The sequence below is a fragment of the Janthinobacterium sp. GW821-FHT03C08 genome, from assembly GCF_059420905.1.
This window is the reverse complement of sequence record NZ_JBWKUP010000002.1, coordinates 71,997-91,061: the sequence shown is the minus strand read 5'-3', so window position 1 is coordinate 91,061 and position 19,065 is coordinate 71,997. Positions and strand designations below refer to the sequence as shown.

15 protein-coding genes are annotated in these 19,065 nt (G+C 64.6%); 5 read left to right on the top strand and 10 right to left on the bottom strand.

Annotated elements, in window-relative coordinates:
- Positions 1–35: 35 nt before the first annotated feature.
- The 5 genes from AC07VL_RS02780 to AC07VL_RS02760 all read right to left on the bottom strand — a co-directional run bounded on the left by AC07VL_RS02780 (position 36) and on the right by AC07VL_RS02760 (position 7,742).
- Positions 36–3,218 (bottom strand): efflux RND transporter permease subunit, encoded by a 3,183-nt coding sequence (locus AC07VL_RS02780; protein WP_494804527.1) that lies wholly within the window; start codon positions 3,216–3,218, stop codon positions 36–38.
- 24 nt (positions 3,219–3,242) lie between these two features.
- Positions 3,243–4,448 carry an efflux RND transporter periplasmic adaptor subunit gene (locus tag AC07VL_RS02775; protein WP_494804526.1) on the bottom strand — a complete coding sequence of 402 codons (1,206 nt, stop codon included), beginning with the start codon at positions 4,446–4,448 and terminating at the stop codon, positions 3,243–3,245.
- A gap of 11 nt (positions 4,449–4,459) precedes the next feature.
- Positions 4,460–5,692: a TolC family protein gene (locus AC07VL_RS02770; RefSeq protein WP_494804525.1), complete on the bottom strand. Its 1,233-nt coding sequence runs from the start codon at positions 5,690–5,692 to the stop codon at positions 4,460–4,462.
- A gap of 91 nt (positions 5,693–5,783) precedes the next feature.
- Complete coding sequence (gene czcI, locus AC07VL_RS02765) at positions 5,784–6,152, bottom strand: cation efflux protein, CzcI family (RefSeq protein ID WP_494804524.1); 369 nt, start codon at positions 6,150–6,152, stop codon at positions 5,784–5,786.
- A gap of 42 nt (positions 6,153–6,194) precedes the next feature.
- Positions 6,195–7,742 (bottom strand): C13 family peptidase, encoded by a 1,548-nt coding sequence (locus AC07VL_RS02760; protein WP_494804523.1) that lies wholly within the window; start codon positions 7,740–7,742, stop codon positions 6,195–6,197.
- Positions 7,743–7,925: 183 nt separating this feature from the next.
- Here AC07VL_RS02760 and AC07VL_RS02755 point away from each other — a divergent pair, with 183 nt between their 5' ends.
- Positions 7,926–9,869: a GAF domain-containing sensor histidine kinase gene (locus tag AC07VL_RS02755; protein WP_494804522.1), complete on the top strand. Its 1,944-nt coding sequence runs from the start codon at positions 7,926–7,928 to the stop codon at positions 9,867–9,869.
- Positions 9,870–10,115: 246 nt separating this feature from the next.
- Here the strand turns inward: AC07VL_RS02755 and AC07VL_RS02750 are convergent, their stop codons facing one another.
- A complete protein-coding gene (locus AC07VL_RS02750) occupies positions 10,116–11,621 on the bottom strand; it encodes a DUF3369 domain-containing protein (RefSeq protein ID WP_494804521.1) in 1,506 nt (501 codons plus the stop codon).
- Between the two features lie 438 nt (positions 11,622–12,059).
- Between AC07VL_RS02750 and AC07VL_RS02745 the strand changes: the two genes are divergently transcribed.
- Positions 12,060–12,566, top strand: coding sequence for a DUF3016 domain-containing protein (locus AC07VL_RS02745; RefSeq protein WP_494804520.1), 507 nt, complete (start codon positions 12,060–12,062; stop codon positions 12,564–12,566).
- Positions 12,567–12,771: 205 nt separating this feature from the next.
- Complete coding sequence (locus AC07VL_RS02740) at positions 12,772–13,293, top strand: DUF3016 domain-containing protein (RefSeq protein ID WP_494804519.1); 522 nt, start codon at positions 12,772–12,774, stop codon at positions 13,291–13,293.
- A gap of 28 nt (positions 13,294–13,321) precedes the next feature.
- On the opposite strand, the gene AC07VL_RS02735 is transcribed toward AC07VL_RS02740, so the two are convergent.
- From AC07VL_RS02735 to AC07VL_RS02725, 3 genes are all read right to left on the bottom strand, one after another.
- Positions 13,322–14,107, bottom strand: coding sequence for a substrate-binding periplasmic protein (locus AC07VL_RS02735; protein WP_494804518.1), 786 nt, complete (start codon positions 14,105–14,107; stop codon positions 13,322–13,324).
- 59 nt (positions 14,108–14,166) lie between these two features.
- Positions 14,167–14,610, bottom strand: coding sequence for a thioesterase family protein (locus AC07VL_RS02730; protein WP_494804517.1), 444 nt, complete (start codon positions 14,608–14,610; stop codon positions 14,167–14,169).
- A 133-nt stretch (positions 14,611–14,743) separates the two neighbouring features.
- Positions 14,744–16,201 (bottom strand): PQQ-dependent sugar dehydrogenase, encoded by a 1,458-nt coding sequence (locus AC07VL_RS02725; RefSeq protein ID WP_494804516.1) that lies wholly within the window; start codon positions 16,199–16,201, stop codon positions 14,744–14,746.
- A 274-nt stretch (positions 16,202–16,475) separates the two neighbouring features.
- Between AC07VL_RS02725 and AC07VL_RS02720 the strand changes: the two genes are divergently transcribed.
- Both AC07VL_RS02720 and AC07VL_RS02715 read left to right on the top strand, forming a co-directional pair.
- The gene (locus AC07VL_RS02720; RefSeq protein WP_099409206.1) at positions 16,476–17,582 is read left to right on the top strand and encodes an S-(hydroxymethyl)glutathione dehydrogenase/class III alcohol dehydrogenase; all 1,107 of its coding nucleotides are present in this window, start codon (positions 16,476–16,478) and stop codon (positions 17,580–17,582) included.
- Between the two features lie 116 nt (positions 17,583–17,698).
- Positions 17,699–17,932 carry a hypothetical protein gene (locus AC07VL_RS02715; protein WP_494804515.1) on the top strand — a complete coding sequence of 78 codons (234 nt, stop codon included), beginning with the start codon at positions 17,699–17,701 and terminating at the stop codon, positions 17,930–17,932.
- Positions 17,933–17,953: 21 nt separating this feature from the next.
- Here AC07VL_RS02715 and AC07VL_RS02710 read toward each other — a convergent pair whose 3' ends face one another.
- Positions 17,954–18,958 carry a GlxA family transcriptional regulator gene (locus AC07VL_RS02710; protein ID WP_494804514.1) on the bottom strand — a complete coding sequence of 335 codons (1,005 nt, stop codon included), beginning with the start codon at positions 18,956–18,958 and terminating at the stop codon, positions 17,954–17,956.
- Positions 18,959–19,065 lie beyond the last annotated feature (107 nt).

Below are 19,065 nucleotides of genomic sequence, written 5' to 3'. Positions count from 1 at the left end.
CCGATTGCGGTAGCGCGCCTCTCCCTAGCCTCTCCCTATTTACTCAGCTGTACCGCCGCGCCTGCGGGCGCGGCGTGCATTTCCACCTCGTCTTCCTTGCGGTACGCCAGCCGGTACAGCAGCGGCAGCACCAGCAGGGTCAGGGCCGTCGACGATAAAATGCCGCCGATCACCACGGTGGCCAGCGGACGCTGCACTTCGGCGCCCGTGCCCGTGGCAATGGCCATCGGCACGAAACCCAGCGAGGCCACCAGCGCCGTCATCAAGACGGGCCGCAGACGCGTGATGGCGCCTTCGCGTATGGCGTCCTGCAGGGACATGCCCTGTTCGCGCAACTGGCGGATGTAGGCAATCATCACCAGGCCGTTCAGCACGGCCACGCCGGACAGGGCGATGAAACCGACCGCCGCCGAGATCGACATGGGTATGTCGCGCAGCCACAGGGCGACGATGCCGCCCGTCAAGGCGAACGGGATGCCGCTGAAGACCAATAGCCCATCCTTCACGTTGCCGAACATGGCGAACAAGAGCACAAACACGAGGGCCAGCGCCACGGGCACCACCAGCTCCAGGCGTTTTGTCGCCGACTGCAGCTGCTCGAACTGGCCGCCCCAGCTGGTCCAGTAGCCGGCCGGAATGGCCACCTGCGCTTGCAGCTGCTGCGTGGCGTCGGCAACAAACGAGCCGATGTCGCGCCCGCGCACGTTGGCGCTGATGACGATGCGGCGCTTGCCGTCTTCGCGGCTGATCTGGTTCGGCCCCGGGGCCACTTGCAGGCTGGCTACTTCACCGAGCGGGATGAAGCGGGCGCGGCCTTCCGCCGCCGCGCCCAGGGGCAGGGCGATGGGCAGGCGTTTGAGTTGCTCCAGGTCGCTGCGCAGGCTGTCGGGCAGGCGCACGACGATGTCGAAACGGCGGTCGCCCTGGAACAGGGTGCCTGCCTCTTGCCCGCCGATGGCCGTGGCGATCGCCGATTGCACGTCGGCAATATTGAGGCCATAGCGGGCCGTCTGCTCGCGGTCGATCTGCACCGTCAGCATGGGCAGCCCCGTGGTCTGCTCGACTTTTACCTCTGTTGCGCCCGGTATCTTGCCCAGCACGCCCGCGATCTTCGCCGCCGTGCCGTCGAGCACGTTCATATCGTCGCCGAACAGTTTGACGGCCACGTCGCTGCGCACGCCGGAAATCAGTTCATTGAAGCGCAGCTGGATGGGCTGCGAGAACTCGTAGTTGTTGCCCGGCAAGCTGCTGGCCGTCGCTTCGATTTCCGCCAGCAATTGCTCGCGCGATTTTGTCGGCTCCGGCCACTGGTCGCGGGGTTTCAGCATGATGTAGCCGTCGGAAATATTCGGCGGCATGGGGTCGGACGCGATCTCGGCCGTGCCCGTGCGGGCGAACACGCGGGCGATCTCCTTGTGGCTGTCCATCAGCTTGCGCTCCAACTGCTGCTGCATGGCCAGCGATTGCGTGAGGCTGGTGCCGGGAATGCGCAGGGCCTGGATGGCGATGTCGCCCTCGTTCAGGCTGGGCACGAATTCGCTGCCCATGCGCGTGGCCAGCAAGCCCGACAGCACGACGGCTACCGCCGCACCCGTCAACACGACGGGCGTGTTGCGCATCACCTTGCCCAGCAGCGGCGCATACCAGCGCTTGGCCGCGCGCATGATGGCGTTTTCCTTTTCCGCCACCTTGTCGCCGATGAACAGCGCCACGGCGGCCGGAATGAAGGTGATCGACAGCAGCATGGCACCCAGCAGGGCAATCACCACCGTCAGGGCCATCGGCGTAAACATGCGGCCTTCCACGCCGGTGAGCGCAAAGATGGGCAGGTACACGACCATGATGATCAGCTGACCATACAGCAAGGGGCGGCGCGCCTCTTGCGATGCCGCAAACACTTCATGAAAACGCTCCTGCAAGGTCAGCGGCCGTCCCAGTTTTTGCTGCGCATGGGCCAGGCGGCGCACGCAGTTTTCCACGATGACGACGGCGCCATCGATGATGATGCCGAAGTCCAGCGCTCCCAGGCTCATCAGGTTGGCGCTCACATGGTATTGCACCATGCCCGTAAACGTGAACAGCATGGCCAGCGGTATCACCATGGCCGTGATGACGGCCGCGCGGATATTGCCGAGGAACAAAAACAAAATGGCGATCACCAATACCGCGCCTTCCAGCAGGTTTTTCTTCACCGTATTGATCGCCTTGTCGACGAGGACCGTGCGGTCATACACGGTGACGGCGTGCACGCCTTTCGGCAGGCTGCGGTTGATCTCGATCATCTTCTTGTCGACGGCTTGCGAGACGGCGCGGCTGTTCTGCCCGATCAGCATGAAGACGGTGCCGAGCACCACTTCGCGGCCGTTTTCCGTGGCCGCGCCCGTGCGCAGCTCGCGCCCCAGCACCACGTCGGCCACGTCGCGGATGCGGATGGCCACGTCCTGCACATTGGCGACGACGATGTTGCCGATGTCATTCTTGGACGCCACCTGGCCCGGCGCGCGTATCAGCAACTGCTCGCCCTGTCTTTCGATGTAGCCGGCGCCCACGTTGCTGTTGTTGCGTTCGAGCGCCGTCACCACGTCCTGCAGGCTGATGCCGTAGGCGGCCAGTTTTTCCGGGTAGGGCGCCACCTGGTATTGCTTGGCGTAGCCGCCGATGGCATTGATTTCCGTGACGCCCGTGACATTGCGCAACTGCGGCTTGATGATCCAGTCCTGAATCTCGCGCAAGTCCGTCGGCGTGTACGGCGTGCCGTCCGGCTTTTTCGCGCCCTCCCGCGTTTCCACCGTCCACAGGTAGATTTCACCGAGGCCCGTCGAGACGGGTCCCATCTTCGGCGTGATGCCGGCTGGCAAACTTTCCTTGGCTTCCTGCAAGCGCTCGTTGATCATCTGGCGGGCAAAATAGATGTCCGTGCCATCCTTGAAGATCACCGTCACCTGCGACAGGCCATAGCGCGACAGCGAGCGCGTCTGCTCCAGGTTGGGCAAGCCGGCCATGGCCGTCTCGATGGGGAAGGTGACCATTTGCTCGGTTTCCAGCGGCGAATAGCCGGCGGACTGGGTATTGATTTGCACCTGCACATTGGTGATGTCGGGCACGGCGTCGATGGGCAGCTTCTGGTAGCTGTAGATGCCCAGGCCGGCCATCGCGGCCACGGCCAGCAGCACCAGCCAGCGCTGTTCGATGGCAAAGCGGATCAAGCGTTCAAACATGATGGTGTCCTTTGTTTCACGTGATCAATGTTCATGGCCGGCGGTATCCTTGCCCAGCTCGGACTTCAGGACAAAACTGCCTTGCGCCGCGTACGGGGTGCCGGCGGCCAGGCCCTGTTTGATGTGCGTCAACGTGCCATCGCTGCGGCCCGGCACGACGGGCGTGGCCTGGTAGCCGTCCTTGACCTGTACGAAGACGACGGGCTTGTCTTCCACCGTCTGGAGGGCCGTGCTCTGCACGGTGACGGGCGCGTCCGCTTCGCCGGACACCACTTCCACCGTGACGAACAGGCCCGGGCGCCACGCCATGTCCGGGTTGGCCAGGCTGATGCGCGCCTTGGCCGTGCGCGTCTGCTCGCCCAGCAGCGCACCCACGTAGGTGATCGTGCCTTGCGCGCTGGCATCAAACGCGCTGGCCTTGACTTCCGCCTTGCCTCCCATGCGCACGGTGGCCAAGTCTTTTGCGGGCACGGCGATTTCCGCCCACACGGTCGACAGGTCGGAAATGACGAAGATGTTCGCGTCTTCCTTGACGGCCTCGCCCAAGGTGATGTGTTTTTCCAGCACCATGCCGTCGAAGGGCGCGCGGATCTCGTAGCGGTTCAGGGGACCCTTGGCCGCGCCCGTGGCGCCCAGCGCGCTGAGTTTTTGCTGCGCATTCTGCACGGCGATCTCCGCCTCGCGCCACGCCTGCTGCGCCTGCAGGTAATCCTGTTCGGCCGAGATTTTTTCGCGCCACAGTTTTTCTTCGCGCTCATACGTGGAGCGGGCCAGCGACAAGCGCCGCTGCGCCGACAGCAGTTCGCTGCGCTGTTCCGACAGGTCGGTGCTGGCAATGACGGCCAGCACCTGCCCCTTTTTGACCAGCTGGCCCAGGTCGGCCTGCACGGCTTCCACCACGCCGGCCAGACGGGGCACGACGTGGGCCGTGCGGTCTTCGTTGAAGCGGATTTCGCCGGGCAGGGCCACCGTCGTCTTGATGCGGCCGGGCGCGGCCGTGGCGATGACGACGCCGGCCGCGCGGCTTTGCGCGGCCGTCAATTCCAGCCGGCCTTCCACCGCTTCGTGGCCGTGTGCGTCTTTCTTTTCAGCATGCGCTTCCGCCTTGGCGGCGGGCGGCGGGGCGCTGGCGGACTTGCCCGTGCCGAGGATCAGGCTTGCCAGCACGAGGCCGGCGGCCGCGATGGCGGCGATGGCGAGGGCTTGTTTCTTATCGAGTTTGATATTCATCAGGGAATTCCTTACAGGGAGGCGGGCGCGCCCAGCAGGCGCTCGATGTCGGCGGCGGCGTGCTGCGCCTCCGTCAGCGCGCGCAAGTATTGGTTTTTGGCTTGCAGCAAGGTGCGCTGGGCATCGAGGACGTCGAGGAAGGCGAACTTGCCGAACTCGAAGCCCTTGCTGGCCGCGTCATAGGCGCTCTGGGCGCCGGGCAAAATCTCCTGGCGCAAGCTTTCCACGTCGAGCCGGGCCGTGGCCAGGCGTTCGCTGGCGGCGGCGACCTTCGTCTGCACGTCGATGCGGGCGGCGGCCAGCTCGTCGCTGGCCTTGTCGCTGCGGCGCAGGGCATCGAGCTTGTTGCCCGCATTGCGGTCGAACAGGGGCAGCGGCAGGGCCAGGCCGACGATGGCCTGGTTGCGGCCCAGCTCTTCCGAGCGCTTCATGCCGATGCTGACCGTCACGTCGGGCGTGGCGCGACGCTGTTCCACGTCCAGCATGGCTTGCCGCTGGGCCAGCGCGCTGCGCGCCTGGCGCACGGCCGGCGCGTGCGGCAGGCGCGCCGCCAGTTCGCTGGCGGGCGGCAGCGCCGGCAAGGTTTCCAGGCGTCCCTCGGCGACGGTGAAGCGTGGCGCGGCATTGCCCCACAGGGCGGCGAGGCGCTGGCGGGCGCTGGCCAGGGCGCTGCGGGCCAGGTTCAGCTCCAGCTTGACGCTCGCTTCGGCGACCCTGGCGCGGGTTTCCTCGACGGGCGAGGCCTTGCCGGCTGTCACGCGGCGTGCCGTGATGTCGCTGGCGCGGGCGGCCAGCGCTTGCGCGCTGTCGGCCAGGCGCAAGCCTTCCTGCGCCGCCAGCACGTCGACGAAGGCGGACGTCACGGCGGCGCGCGTCTCGGCTTGCTGCAGGGAAAGGCCTGCCTGCGCCAGGTCTTCGCCGCGCTGGGCGACGGCGGCGCGGGCGCCACGCTTGCCGCCCAGTTCGATGAGCTGGTTCAGCTGCACGGTGGTGCTGCGCGTGGCGCGCCGCGTGTCTTCCAGCACGGTTTGCAGTTCCGGGTTGGGCAGGGCGCGCGCCTGCTGCAGGGCGCCGCCCTGGGCCGCCAGTTCGTGGCGGGCGGCCGACAGGGTGGCGTTGCCGCCTTCGGCCAGGGCCAGCGCGGCGGGCAGGGTCAGGGGTGCGGCGGGTTCTTCAGGTGTTTGCGCATGCGCAAAGTTGCCGGCCAGCAGGCCAGCGGAAAGTAACAAGATTATTCGGTACATCGAATTCTCCAGGGAATGGAAAAAGAATTCGACGGGACGCGCAGGCTTGCGCCTGGCTCATTGCGTTCAGTGAAAGAAACGTCCCGTCGGCCTAGATGGCCGACGACCAGTCGGGACGCTTGGGCGCGTCCGGGATGTGGGAAGCGTAAAAGAAGGGGGACGTGTCCGCGTTGACGGACGCCGTGTCGACGGCGGGCAGGCTGGAGCCGGCCGGCAGCCATGCATGGCCGATGCCATGGCAGACGTTGCAGTCGCTGTGGGGCTGACCTTTCTTTTGCTGGTCCGCCACTTTTTTATCCGCGGCGGGCGGCTTGTCCGCCCCGGCCTTGTGCTGGTGATTGTGGTGGCCCAGGTGCTGCGCCGCCTTGCCTTCCTCGTGCAGGCAATACGCGCTCGCCGCGGCCCAGGACATCTGGAGCGGAAGCACGAACAGCAGCAAAATGAGGAAGAATCGGCGCATGATGACGGCTATTGTACAGAAAGGCGGGCGGCCGTGCCGTGCTTAGCGTGGCTGGGCGCGCCACGCCTTCAGCTGTGCCGCGATGGCCTTGCCCTGGAATAGTTGCGGCTCGGAATGCTCCTCCGCTTCCATGCCGCCCTCGCGGAAATCGGCCGCCTCGCGCGCCTGCACCAGCACCTTGGCCTTGTCGAACGCTTCGGCAAAGCCTGCGCTCTGCGGCAAGGCTTCCTTGAAATACGCTTCGCTGAAGTAGGTAAAGTCGTTCTGGTCGTCGCAGCCGAACGAGGTGCGGTCGCGCCGCGCGGCCGTGATGACCAGCGTGTGCTCATCCTTCAAGGCATCGATGAAGCCGCCCGCATAGCAGGCCGAAATGACGATGACTTTCCAGCGGATGCCGCTGTGCTTGAGCATGGACGCCAGTTCCTGCGCGGGCAGGCTGTGCAGGTCCATGCCGTTTTGCGCCAGTGCCAGTTCGTGCTCGGGCGAGCCGTGGCTGGTGAGGAACAGGAACAGGATGTCGCTGCTCTTGTCCATCTTCGCACCCAGCGCGTCGAGGCTGGCGGCGATGCTGGTGCGCGTGGCCATCGGCTGCTGCGCCACCGTGTTGCGGCTATTGACGAGCATCAAGGAGCGCCCCACGGTGCCGTAGTCGCGGTCGAACTGGCGCTGCACGAAGGCCGTTTCGCGGTGAAACACTTCCTGCGCGCCATCGCCGGCCACGCCCAGCAGGTACAGATTGATTTTTTTCGCCGCATCGCGCGGCGCGATGCGCGCCAGGGCGCCGTCGAGCAGGGCGCGCTGGTTGTACAGGGCCAGCTCGATGTTGTCGCGCGTGAGCTTGTCGGCAGCCGGATCGTCCAGCTGGCCTTCCGTCCAGTTGCCGCTGTCTTCGCGCCGGCCGTCCGCTTGCGCCACGGCATAGCGCAGCACGCCCTTGCCGTCGAACTGGCCATTCTTGAAGCTGCCCCGGTATTCATCGCCGTCGGCCGTGCGCAGCACGCCTTCGCCCTCGAACTTCCAGTCTTTCAATGCACCTTCGTAATGGATGCCGTCACTGGTGGTGACTTTTGCCTTGCCCAGCACTTGCCCCTGGACGAATTCGCCTTCGAAGACGGTGCCGTCCGTGTCGGTCAGCTTGCCCGTGCCGTGCGGGCGCCAGTGCTGGAAATGGCCTTCGAAGGTGGCGCCGTCGGCGCCCTGGAAGCGCCCTTGGCCCTCGAAGCTGCCCTTGACGAAGCTGCCAGCATAGATTTCGCCCTTGGGCGAGGTGTAGCGGCCGATGCCGTCGAAGGCGCCCTGGCGGAAGGCGCCCACGTATTCGACGCCCGAGGCCTGGCGCAGCTTGCCCTGGCCGGAAAACACGCCGCGCGCGAAGCCCCCTTCGTAGAACGCGCCGCTCGCGTATTCGAGGCGGCCCTGGCCCTGCATCTTGCCGTCGACCAGGGGGCCGAAGTAGCGCCCGCCGTCGGCCGTCTCCGCCGCTGGCGCCTTGGCCGGCGCGGCGCACAGCGGCGGCATGCCCAGCGCGGCAAAGGCCAGCAGGGCGGCGAGGGTGTAGGGACGAAGGGCGGCGCGGAGCGTGGCGGTCATGAGGACGGTCTGATCTATGGGGAGGGGCCTAGTCTGCCACTGTATCGCCAAGGTGGCAAATGTGTGCGTGGCGCGGGTTGTCATGCCTCAAGGCAAGATTGTGCATTTTATGCCGTGCCAAGGCGGGACTGAACTGATAATATTGATTTTCAGAACATATTTACAGAAGGCACTTGTCTATCCATGGAAAGCCGTCTCAGCCGTCTGGAAGCCGTCCAGACCGTGTTGCTGGAAATCGGCCAGCGCGCCAGCACCTGCAGCGATATCAGTGCCTTCCTGCAAGCCGTCCACGCGGCGCTGGGGCGCATCATGTATGCGGCCAACTTTTATGTCGCGCTCAGCGACCGCGATGACGGCCTCGTGCGTTTTCCCTATTTTGTCGACGAATTCGACGCCTCGCCCGACCCGGACGTGGGCGTGCGCCTGGCCAGCGCCGCGCAGTCGCCCACGGCCTGGGTCATCGTCAACCGCAAGCAGCTGGTGATGACGGCCGACGACGACGCCATGCGCGCCATCGGCGGCGGCGCCTGGGGCGGCGGCACGGCGGCCGAGCACTGGATCGGCTGTCCGCTGCTGGACCCGCAGCACCAGGTACTGGGCGCCATCGTCATCCAGAGCTATGACGCCGAACACCGTTTCAGTCTGGAAGACCAGGCTCTGTTCGCGCTGATCGCCACGCACGTGTCGAGCGCCCTGCAGGGCATGCAAAGCATGGACCGGCTGGAAAAGGCGGTGCAGGAGCGCACGGCCCTGCTGGCGCACGAGGTGGCCGAGCGGCGCCGCGCGGAAAACCTGCAGCATGCCCTGTATGAAATCGCCAACCTGTCGGCGCAGGCGGCCGACGCGACGACCCTGTACGCGCGCCTGCACGCCATCATCAGCGAACTGGTGACGGCGAAGAATTTCCTCATCGCCCTGTACCATCCGGACAACAAGGACATCACGATCCCGTATTTTATCGACGAGAAGGATGCGCAAGCGCCCGTGAAACGTTTTCATTACGGCATCGGCATGAGTTCCTACGTGCTGGCGCGTCGCCAGGCGTGCCTGCTCGATGCGGACAGCTATGCGGCGCTGGTGGCCAGCGGCGAGATGGAAGAGCCGCTGGGCAATACCAGCATCGCCAGCTGGATGGGCGCGCCCATGCTGCTGGGTGAGCGCAAATATGGCGTGATCATCGTGCAAAGCTACGACACATCCGTCGTGTATGGCCAGGCGGAACTGGACGTGCTGGCCTTCATGGCCAGCCATGTGGCCGTGGCCATGGCCCGCATCCAGGCCGACAGCGCCATGCGCCAGGCCAAGGAAGCGCTGGAAGAGCAGAATGCGGCCCTGAACAGCGCCCTGAACGCCTTGCAGGAAGCGCAGTCGGAACTGGTGCGCCAGGAAAAGCTCGCGTCGCTGGGACGCCTGGTGGCGGGCGTGGCGCATGAAATCAACACGCCGCTGGGCATTTGCGTCACGGCCACCAGCCACCTGGTGCAGGAACTGAAACTGACGCGCGAAGACCTGGAAGGCGGCCAGCTCGACGAGGAGGGGCTGCGGCAATTTTTCGACATCATCGACCAGACCCTGCGCATCATGACGACGAACACGCAGCGCGCCGCGGCGCTGGTGCGCAGCTTCAAGCAGGTGGCCGTGGACCAGTCGTCGGACGAGCTGCGCAGCTTTAACCTGCGCAAATACCTCGATGAAATCCTGCTGTCCCTGCAGCCCAAGCTGAAGGGCAAGCCCATCAAGGTGGAGATCGACTGCGCGCCGGACGTGCAGCTGCGCAGCTATCCCGGTGCCGTCTCGCAGATCGTCACCAACATGGTGGTCAATTCACTCGTGCACGGCTTTGCCGAAGGGGAGCCGGGCAGGATCAAGCTGTCCGTCCGGACGGAGGGCGAGATGCTGGAACTCGATTACAGCGACGATGGCATGGGCATGGACAGTGCCACCCTGGGCCAGCTGTTCGATCCCTTCTTCACGACCAAGCGGGGTTCCGGCGGCAGCGGCCTGGGGGCGCATATCCTGTACAACCTGGTGACGGGGCCGCTGGGTGGCACGGTGAAGGTGGTCAGTGCGCCGGGGATGGGGCTGCACTACAAGATACGCTTTCCGCTTGAACCGAAGAGTGCTTGAAATTTGAAGCTTGAAAACGGCGGGCCGGAGACGCGGGCCTGAGAAAATGCCGATGGCGGCGTTGCGGCTCCTTGCCGTACATGCGTACTGTCTGCGTCGCCGCGCCTTGCCCTCGACATTTTTCAGGCCCGCTTGGCCCGGAACGCCCAAGTTGGGGTCTTGGGCCGCAGCGTGGTTTGCCGGTGTGCGTATCGCGTAGGTCGGATTAGCGGCGCAGCCGCGTAATCCGACAACATCGGCTAGCTTTTAATCCGGGAACCGTTGATTCAGCGCCAGCGCTTCATCGAGGTTCGCAATCAGCAACTCCACATACTGCGGGTCCAAATGGCTGCCGCTCACTTCGCGCAGGTAGCTGACCACGCGCTCCAGGGGCCAGGCGTCCTTGTAGCAGCGCTTGTGCATGAGGGCGTCGAAGACGTCGGCCACGGCGGCGATGCGCGCGTATTTGTGGATGTTCTCGCCGACCAGCCCTTGCGGGTAGCCGCTGCCATCGTATTTTTCATGGTGCTGGTGGGCGATCACGGCCGCCGCCTTCAAGAGCGGGCGCTGCGAGCCGTCGAGGATGGACATGCCCACCGTCGGGTGCTGCTTCATGATTTCCCACTCGGCCGCGTCGAGCTTGCCCGGTTTCAGCAGCACGGCGTCGGGCGTGGAAATCTTGCCGATGTCGTGCATGGGCGCCGCGTGGCGCAGCACCATGGTTTCTTCCTCGGACATGCCGGACGCCTGCGCCAGCAGCTGGCAGACTTCGGCCATGCGGCGCACGTGGTTGCCGCCTTCATGCGAGCGCGATTCGACGACGTCGCCCAGGCGCAGGATCAGTTCGGCCTGGGTATCGGTGATTTCCTGCGTCAGCAGGATGTTGTCGAAGGCGATGGCCACGCCGGAGCAGAATACTTCCAGCAGCTGCGCATCGAGGTCGGAAATCTCTTCCACGCCCTTGAGCACCAGCAAGGACGCCTTGCCGCTGCTGTTGGGAAAGTAGCCGACGTAGGTATCGCCGTGCAGGCGCGAAATCTTGTTGCTCTTCGCATCGTCCAGCTGGGACAGCAGGGAAGGGCTGAGGATGCCGTCGTCCGTGTCGCCGATCTGCGCGAGGATTTCATAGTCTTGCTCGCCGGAAATGGCGCAGGCGCCGCGCAGGCGCAGCAGCATGCTCGTTTCCAGGCGCAGCAGGGCGACCACCTGTTGCAGCAGGCCGCTGGCGAAGTCGCGCAGGTTGCGCTGCTTGAAGATGTGGGCCGAGGCGGCGATGACGCGCTCGAGGCCTTCGCGGTAATGCAGCTGGGCCAGGCGCGCCTCTTCCACCTTCATGATGTCGCGGTAGGCGCGCAGGGCGGCAAAGGTGGTGGTGAACAGCTTGGTGCGGTCGAGTTCCGTCTTTTCCTTGTAGTCGTTGATGTCGTAGTTGACGATCACGCGTTCCTCCGGCGCCTGCCCGGGCTGGCCCGTGCGCAGCACGATGCGCGTAAACTGGTTGCCCAGGTCTTCGCGCATCCAGCGCGCCACTTCCAGGCCGCTGTCCTCGCGCTCCATCACCACGTCGAGGAAGACCAGGGCGATGCCGGCCTCGCGCGCCAGCACCTGCTTCGCTTCCGCGCCGCTGTAGGCATGCACGAAGCTCAGGGCGCGGCCTTCCAGGCGGAAACGGCTGAGTGTCAGCTTGGTGATGTCATGGATGTCGGGTTCATCATCGACGAGCAGGACTTTCCATGGGGGTAACTTGGGCGACGCTGAAGACAAAAATGACATAGGGGCGAGTTCCGCTAAAAGGCATAACTGACGCAATGCTGAGACGCCCGCGCCAGGAAGTCCTGTGCGCCACTACCGGCGTTGCGCGTTTTTCAGGCGCATTTTGTCGATTGTAGACTGACGGCTAAGTATTAACAATAAGCAAGAATAATTGACGCAATTCATGCAACATGCATGGTAAAAAAGCACTTTAAATGGACGGAAGGCGTCACCACGTATACTTTATCGCTTAGGCAACTATATTTTCAAGACAATACTTTGTTTTAATTAATATTGCCAATGAATCTGTAAAAAACTGCAGGCGCCGGCCCGTGGCGGCCAGCAGCGAAAGAAAGTAACAAGGTATGAATTTCGCTTCCCTGGCCGCCACTTGCCGTTATATTGAATGGATAGAAGGGAGGCTCGTGCGCCTGTCCTGTTCATGAAAGGAAGAACATCATGCAAAAGAAGAAATCGACGCGGGCCCTGCTCGGCGCGCTTGCCTTGCTGGCCAGCACTGCCGCCTGGGCGGGAGCCGAGGTGCGTTTCGATAAACCGGAGCAATTTACGGATGTGCCGCTGGACCAGCGCCAGCGCGAGGACGTGCTGAAGGACTTGAAGGCGCATTTCGAAAAACTGGGGCAGTCGCTCAAGCCCGGGCAAACCCTGAAAATCGACATCACCGATGTGGACCTGGCGGGACGCGAAGAGCCGCGCATGCGCGGGATGAATGATTTGCGCGTGCTCAACGGCCGCGCCGACTGGCCACGCATCAGCCTGCACTATGTGCTGGAGCAGGACGGCAAGGTGCTCAGCCAGGGCGACGCCCAGTTGTCCGATATGTCGTACATGAGCCGCATCAACCGCTATGCCAGCGACGCGCGCCTGCGCTATGAGAAACAGATGATCGACGACTGGTTTGCGAAGACCTTCGGCGTGCCGGCAAAAGGCCAGGCGCGCAAATAAGGACGGCGAGCTTGCCCCGCCGCAGGGAGGCCGTGGACGCCGGCAGGCTCGCGGCACGCCTGCGGCCAGCCGCAGGCGTTGTATTGCGCTCCAGAAATTTTCTCTTCAGGCTATATTCATTCCGGGCGCCGCAGTGAACGGCATTGCGGCAGTTGCCTGCCGGTGCAATTTTCTGAAAGGGATGCATATGTTGATTTCCAAGGCAATGAAAACCTGGGTAGCGGTGCTGGCGCTGGCCGCCAGCAGCGGCGCCTGGGCCGGGGTGCAGGTCAATTTCAGCCACCCCGACGATTATTCGGACATGCCGTTCAGCACGCGCGACCGCGAGCAGATCCTGGCGGGCCTGGTGGAGCATTTCCAGTTGCTGGGCAAGGGCTTGCGGCCCGGGCAGGACTTGAAGATCGAGATCACGGATATCGACCTGGCCGGCCGCGAAGATCCCATGCGCCGTGGCGCCATGGACGTGCGCATCATGGATGGACGCACGGACTGGCCGCGCATGCGCCTGCGCTACCAGCTGGAACAGCATGGCAAGGTGATTGCCAGCGGCAACGCGGCCCTGTCCGATATGTCGTACTTGCAGCGCATCAACCGCTATTCCACCAGCGACGCGCTGCGCTATGAAAAAAAGATGATCGACGACTGGTTTGAACATACCTTCGGCATCAAGGCCACGGGCCGCAGCAAGCCCGTCATGACCTTGCAGCAGCCGGTCCGGCGCCGCTAGCCGGCGCCCGTCAAGCCAGGCAGATCCGTCAGCGCAAATACGCCTGTTCGATGCGCGCCAGCTGGCCGTCGTGCCGCAGCGCCAGCAGGGCGGCATTCATCTGTCCGATGAAGTCCGCCTTGTAGGCCGGCGTGTTGCGCGCGCTGTAGGCTATATACGTGGCTTCGGACGACAGTTCCAGCACTTCGCGCAAGTGAAAGCCATGGCGTTCCAGTTCGCCTTGCAGCTGGCGCGCCGTGTGGCGTGCCGCGCCGCGGTCGCTGGCGTAGCAATCGATGCGCCGCAAGGCCAGTTTCTTCAGGTTGGCTTCATTGCCCTTGGCCGCCTCGAGCCGCAGCACGCCGTGGCGGGCCGGCGCCATCAATTTTTCCGACAGCAGAAAACCCGTGTTGACGCCGATGGTCAGGCCGGCAAAGTCGTCCGGGAAATGCGCGCGCGCAGTCTGCATGACGGCATCATGGCAGAACAGCACCACCGATTCGCGGTACAGCATGGCGGAATAGGGCTGCACGTAGGAGCGCTCCGCCTTGCGTCCGGGGGGAAACAGGCCGAAGACGAGGCCTTTCTCCAAGGCATCGAGGCCCCGTTTCCAGGGGCGCGGCTGCAGGACGAGGCGATAGGCGGGCATCTTGTCCGCCGCCGCGCGCAGGATATCGATGTACATGCCCTTGAAGACGCCGTTTTCCACATAGCTGTAGGGCGCGTAGTCGTCGTCGCCGTACAGGATGACGGTTTGCGGCGCCGCCAGGGCAGTCGGCAACGCGCCCAGCAGCGCCAGGGCGAGGCATAGTCTTGCCGTGATTGCTGATTGCATGCCGCTCCATTTTTAATGTCTTCCTGGCAAGCATACAGCATGGCGGCCTGGTCGGCCCGTCAATCGATCCAGTTCACCTGGGGGAACTTGCTGCCGAACTCTTCCGGCATGGGCACGACCTGGCTGCGCTTGTAGTTGAAGAAGACAAAGCCGGACTTGGCCATCGCGATCAGGGTGTGGTCGCGCGGACGCGTGATGCGGAAGGTGATGTCGCCGCCATACTTGTTGAAATCCATGACGCCCACTTCGAACAGCAGCTGGTCGCGCGCATGGGCTTCGGCACGGTAGGTGGTGGCCAGGTCGGTGACGATGATGCCGGTGCCGTCCGCTTCGATGTCGCGCACGCCGAACTCGAACAGGAAGCGCGCGCGGGCTTCGGAAATCATGGAAATCATGGAATCGTTGCCAAGGTGGTTGCCGGCATTGATGTCCGTCGTGCGTACCGTCAGGTGCGAGGAATAACAGTACTGGTCTTCAGGAAATTCGAGTTTCAAACGGGCCATGGTGTTCTCTTGGGCTGGGGCGCAGGGCGCGGCGGAAAAAAGTCAATTCTAGCCGCTTCCCCGCGCCCCGTCGAAAAATGCCCCATCAGCCGTGCGCGGCCAGGCCTGCCCGTCCACGCTGATGTGCGCACGTTTACTTGCGTACAATCCTGTAGACCTTTCCCGCGCCGCTCAGCATGTACAGCTCGTTTTGTGCATCTTGTCCGAACGAAATGATATTGCCCACGTTCGCAATGCCCCAGTCCGTTATGGCCGAGGCCGCGCCATTGCTGTAGCTGAAACTTTTCAGCCAGCCGCTGCAATAGTCGGAATACAGGTATTGCCCCGTCAGTTCCGGCAAGGCCGCGCCCCGGTAGACATAGCCGCCCGTGATGGAACAGCCGCCCGCGCTGTCGTGGCCATAGTCGATGACGGGCAGCACCAGGCCCGCCTGGTTGCAGCTGGCGCTGTTGTAGCACTGCGCGCCTTCCATGATGTTCCAGCCATAGTTGTTGCCGGCCTGGCCCGCGGGACGCACGTCGACTTCTTCCCGGCTGCTCTGGCCCACGTCGGCGATGTACAGCAGCTGCGTCGGCACGTCGAAGGCGTAGCGCCACGGATTGCGCAAGCCATAGGCCCAGATTTCAGGCCGGCCGCCCGCCATGGCAAACGGGTTGCCCGGCGGAATGGCATACGGCTGGGCCACCGTGGCGGCATTGACGTCCAGGCGCAGCAACTTGCCCAGCAGCACGTTCGTGTTTTGCGCATTGCCGGACGGATCGCCGCCGCTGCCGCCATCGCCCGTGCCCGCATACAGGTAGCCATCCGGGCCAAAGCTGAGCAGGCCGCCATTGTGGTTGCTGAACGTGGGGTGGGGAATGGTAAGGATGGTCAGCGCGGACAGGGGATCGGCCACGTTGGCGTTGCCGGCCGACACCTGCCGCCGCTCGATGACGATGTCGCCCGCCAGGTTGGTGTAATACAGGAAGAAATAGCCATTGCTGGCGTATTGTGGATGGAAGGCCATCGACAGCAGGCCCCGTTCGCCGGTGACGGTGGTCAGGCTGCTGATGTCGAGGAAGGGCGTGGCCAGCAGGCTGCCGTTCTGCATCACGCGGATGCGCCCGGGGCGCTCGACGATGAACAAACGGCTGTCGCCGGGCGGCGCCGTGAGGAAGGTGGGCGTGTCCAGGCTGGACGCCACTTCCTGCAGGGCCAGGGCCAGCGGCGCCGTGGCCGCGTAGCTGACGGCCGCGCTGGCCGTGGCGCCGGCCGTCACCTGCACCTGCTGCGTCACGGGCGTGGGCGCCAGCGTGCCCGTGCCTTGCATCACGCTGGCGGCGCTGACCGTGTAGGCGCCCGGCGCCAGGTCCGTCAGCGTGGCCGTCGCCGTCAGCAGCTTGCTGTAGGACGCGGGGCCGCTGACCGTGACGGCGCCCGCCACGCCGGCCGGCAAGCCGCCGATGGCGATCGTCAGGCTGCCGCCGGTGGCGCCGGGCGGAGGGCGATCGTGGCCGCCGCCGCAGGCGGACAACAGGGCCAGGCAGCATGCCAGCAGCAGGGCCGTCCAGGACGGGAGGGAGCGGAAAGGCAAAGGGCGCAAAGGGCGCATGTCAGTCTCCTGCGGGAACGAGGCCACGGCTGCACAGAGGGGGACTGCTGTCAAGAATGCGCGTGTTAATAATGGGACGATTGAGCTGGCGCAAACGGACATCGTACTGGCGCCAGCATACGCCCGGCGCCGGCCGCGTTTCCCTGCGCTGCTGCACGCTGCGGTGGCATCGGACAAATGCGCCGCGTTTTCAGACAAGCGCGGCGCCTGCCGCCCCACCTTGCCCGCGGGCGCCCGATAATGGCCCATCCGAAACCGAGCAGGAATACCTCACATGAAAACCAAAGCCGCGATTGCCTGGAAAGCGGGCGCCCCGCTGACCATCGAAGAAGTCGACCTGGCCGGCCCGCGCGCCGGCGAAGTGCTCGTCGAGCTGAAAGCCACCGGGATTTGCCACACGGATTACTACACCCTGTCGGGCGCCGACCCGGAGGGGATCTTCCCCGCTATCCTCGGCCATGAAGGCGCCGGCGTCGTCGTCGACGTGGGGCCGGGCGTGACGACCCTGAAGAAGGATGACCACGTCATCCCCCTGTACACGCCGGAATGCCGCCAATGCAAGTTCTGCCTGTCGCAAAAGACGAATCTGTGCCAGGCCATCCGCTCCACCCAGGGCCGCGGCCTGATGCCGGACGCCACCAGCCGTTTTTCCCTGAATGGCCAGCCGCTGTTCCACTACATGGGCACGTCCACGTTCTCGAACTACATCGTCGTGCCGGAAATCGCCCTGGCGAAGATCCGCGAAGACGCGCCCTTCGACAAGGTCTGCTACATCGGCTGCGGCGTGACGACGGGCGTGGGCGCCGTGCTGTTCTCGGCCAAGGTCGAGGCGGGCGCCAACGTGGCCGTGTTCGGCCTGGGCGGCATCGGCCTGAACGTGATCCAGGCGGCGAAGATGGTCGGCGCCGACAAGATCATCGGCATCGACATCAACCCGGCGCGCCAGGCCATCGCGCGCAAGTTCGGCATGACGCATTTCATCAACCCGAACGAGGTGGACAATGTCGTCGACGCCATCGTGCAGCTGACGGACGGCGGCGCCGATTATTCGTTTGAATGCGTCGGCAACACGACCTTGATGCGCCAGGCGCTCGAGTGCACGCACAAGGGCTGGGGCAAGTCCTTCATCATCGGCGTGGCGGCGGCGGGGCAGGAAATTTCCACGCGACCATTCCAACTGGTGACGGGACGCGAATGGCGCGGTTCGGCCTTCGGCGGCGCGCGCGGGCGCACGGACGTGCCGAAGATCGTCGACTGGTACATGGAAGGCAAGCTCAATATCGACGACCTGATCACCCACCGCCTGCCGCTGGAACGCATCAACGAAGGCTTCGACCTGATGAAGAGCGGCGAATCGATCCGCTCCGTCGTGTTGTACTAATTTTATCGGATGTACTCATTGCGCAACACTTGACGGACGGGGCAGGGCGGCAGGCTGTACTTCGGCAGGGTCCCCTGCTAGTGTGAAGGCATACCGCCTTGCCTTGGGAGCCGTTCATGTTTGCCACTGCCTATCTGCTGACCCTGCGGCGCATGCTGCCCGTCTTCCTCGGCGCAGCCCTGGCCTCGCTGCTGGCCTTGTGGTGGAGCAATGCCGCCATCCTGGCCACGCCCGCCATCTGGCTGGCGCTGCTGGCCACGTATCTGCTGTGCGCGCTGATGTTTACGCCGCTGGCCTGGCACCGCCGGCAGCTGGCCACGCGCCACGTGCGCAGCAACAAGTCGCGCTGATTCGTCCTGCTCGCCCTGCCGCTAGCGCGCCGTGCTGGAAAAGCGCTCGCGGTAGTCGCGCGGGGTGATGGCGAGTTTCTTCTGAAACAGGCGGCGCAGCCTTTCCTCGCTGTGCAAGCCCGCCTGCGCGGCCACCTGTTTCAATGACGACACATTGTCTTCCAGCAAGCGGCGCGCCACTTCGAAGCGGGCCGTTTCGATGAATTCCGTGGGGCTGGTGCCCGTTTCGCGCTGGAACACGCGCGTGAAATTGCGCTCGCTCATGGCCAGCCGGGCCGCCAGCACGGGCACCGTGAGTTCGTCGGCCAGATGCTCCATGATCCAGCCCTGCAACTGGCGGATGGTGGGATGCGTCGTCATCTGGCTCGACAGGTGCACGGAAAACTGCGACTGGCCGCCGGGCCGCTTCAGATACACCACCAGGTCGCGCGCCACTTCCAGGGCGATATCGCGGCTGAAATCGTCTTCCACCAGGGCCAGCGCCAGGTCGATGCCGGCCGTTACGCCCGCCGACGTCCAGAATTTCCCTTCCCGTACGAAAATCGCATCGGCATTGACCTGGATCAAGGGATAGCGCTGGCGCAGGCTGTCCACGGCGCTCCAGTGCGTGGCGGCGCTCTTGCCATCGAGCACGCCCGCCTCGGCCAGGAAGAAGCAGCCCGTGCACAGGGCCGCCAGCGTGTCGATGCGCGGCGCCGCCTCCGCTACCCAGGCGGCCAGGGCGGGGATGTCCTGCAAGACTTGCTCGACGTGGTGGCAGCCGACGATGACGGCCAGGTCGGGCAGGCGGTGCGCATCGAGCGCCTTGCTCGCGTGCAGCGACATCAGGGTGTCGGACGCGACGGGGCCGACGGCCGTCGAGGCGATGTGCACGTCGTAGCCGCCGGGCAGCTTGCGCAGGCGCAAATGTGTGTTGGCGTAGTCAAACACCTTCATGGCGCCGATGGCTTCGAGCGCCTTGAAGCCGGGATAGACGATGATGTCGACGGTCCGCAGGGGGAATTCTGTGGGGTTTTGCTTGATCATGCGATATGCGCGAGGAGGATAAATACTGCCATAATGCAACTACAGCGATGGCGTAGATTAGCATGGAACAATCCGCGCGCCCGCTGGCCTCCCACCCATCGGATTCC

Bases quoted from the DNA above. Each gene is read 5' to 3' on its own strand.
- AC07VL_RS02770 (WP_494804525.1), bottom strand. From the start codon at position 5,692: ATGTACCGAATAATCTTGTTACTTTCCGCTGGCCTGCTGGCCGGCAAC.
- AC07VL_RS02750 (WP_494804521.1), bottom strand. From the start codon at position 11,621: ATGTCATTTTTGTCTTCAGCGTCGCCCAAGTTACCCCCATGGAAAGTC.
- AC07VL_RS02745 (WP_494804520.1), top strand. From the start codon at position 12,060: ATGCAAAAGAAGAAATCGACGCGGGCCCTGCTCGGCGCGCTTGCCTTG.
- AC07VL_RS02715 (WP_494804515.1), top strand. From the start codon at position 17,699: ATGTTTGCCACTGCCTATCTGCTGACCCTGCGGCGCATGCTGCCCGTC.
- AC07VL_RS02740 (WP_494804519.1), top strand. From the start codon at position 12,772: ATGAAAACCTGGGTAGCGGTGCTGGCGCTGGCCGCCAGCAGCGGCGCC.
- AC07VL_RS02735 (WP_494804518.1), bottom strand. From the start codon at position 14,107: ATGCAATCAGCAATCACGGCAAGACTATGCCTCGCCCTGGCGCTGCTG.
- AC07VL_RS02755 (WP_494804522.1), top strand. From the start codon at position 7,926: ATGGAAAGCCGTCTCAGCCGTCTGGAAGCCGTCCAGACCGTGTTGCTG.
- AC07VL_RS02775 (WP_494804526.1), bottom strand. From the start codon at position 4,448: ATGAATATCAAACTCGATAAGAAACAAGCCCTCGCCATCGCCGCCATC.
- AC07VL_RS02780 (WP_494804527.1), bottom strand. From the start codon at position 3,218: ATGTTTGAACGCTTGATCCGCTTTGCCATCGAACAGCGCTGGCTGGTG.
- AC07VL_RS02725 (WP_494804516.1), bottom strand. From the start codon at position 16,201: ATGCGCCCTTTGCGCCCTTTGCCTTTCCGCTCCCTCCCGTCCTGGACG.
- AC07VL_RS02710 (WP_494804514.1), bottom strand. From the start codon at position 18,958: ATGATCAAGCAAAACCCCACAGAATTCCCCCTGCGGACCGTCGACATC.
- czcI (WP_494804524.1), bottom strand. From the start codon at position 6,152: ATGCGCCGATTCTTCCTCATTTTGCTGCTGTTCGTGCTTCCGCTCCAG.
- AC07VL_RS02760 (WP_494804523.1), bottom strand. From the start codon at position 7,742: ATGACCGCCACGCTCCGCGCCGCCCTTCGTCCCTACACCCTCGCCGCC.
- AC07VL_RS02730 (WP_494804517.1), bottom strand. From the start codon at position 14,610: ATGGCCCGTTTGAAACTCGAATTTCCTGAAGACCAGTACTGTTATTCC.
- AC07VL_RS02720 (WP_099409206.1), top strand. From the start codon at position 16,476: ATGAAAACCAAAGCCGCGATTGCCTGGAAAGCGGGCGCCCCGCTGACC.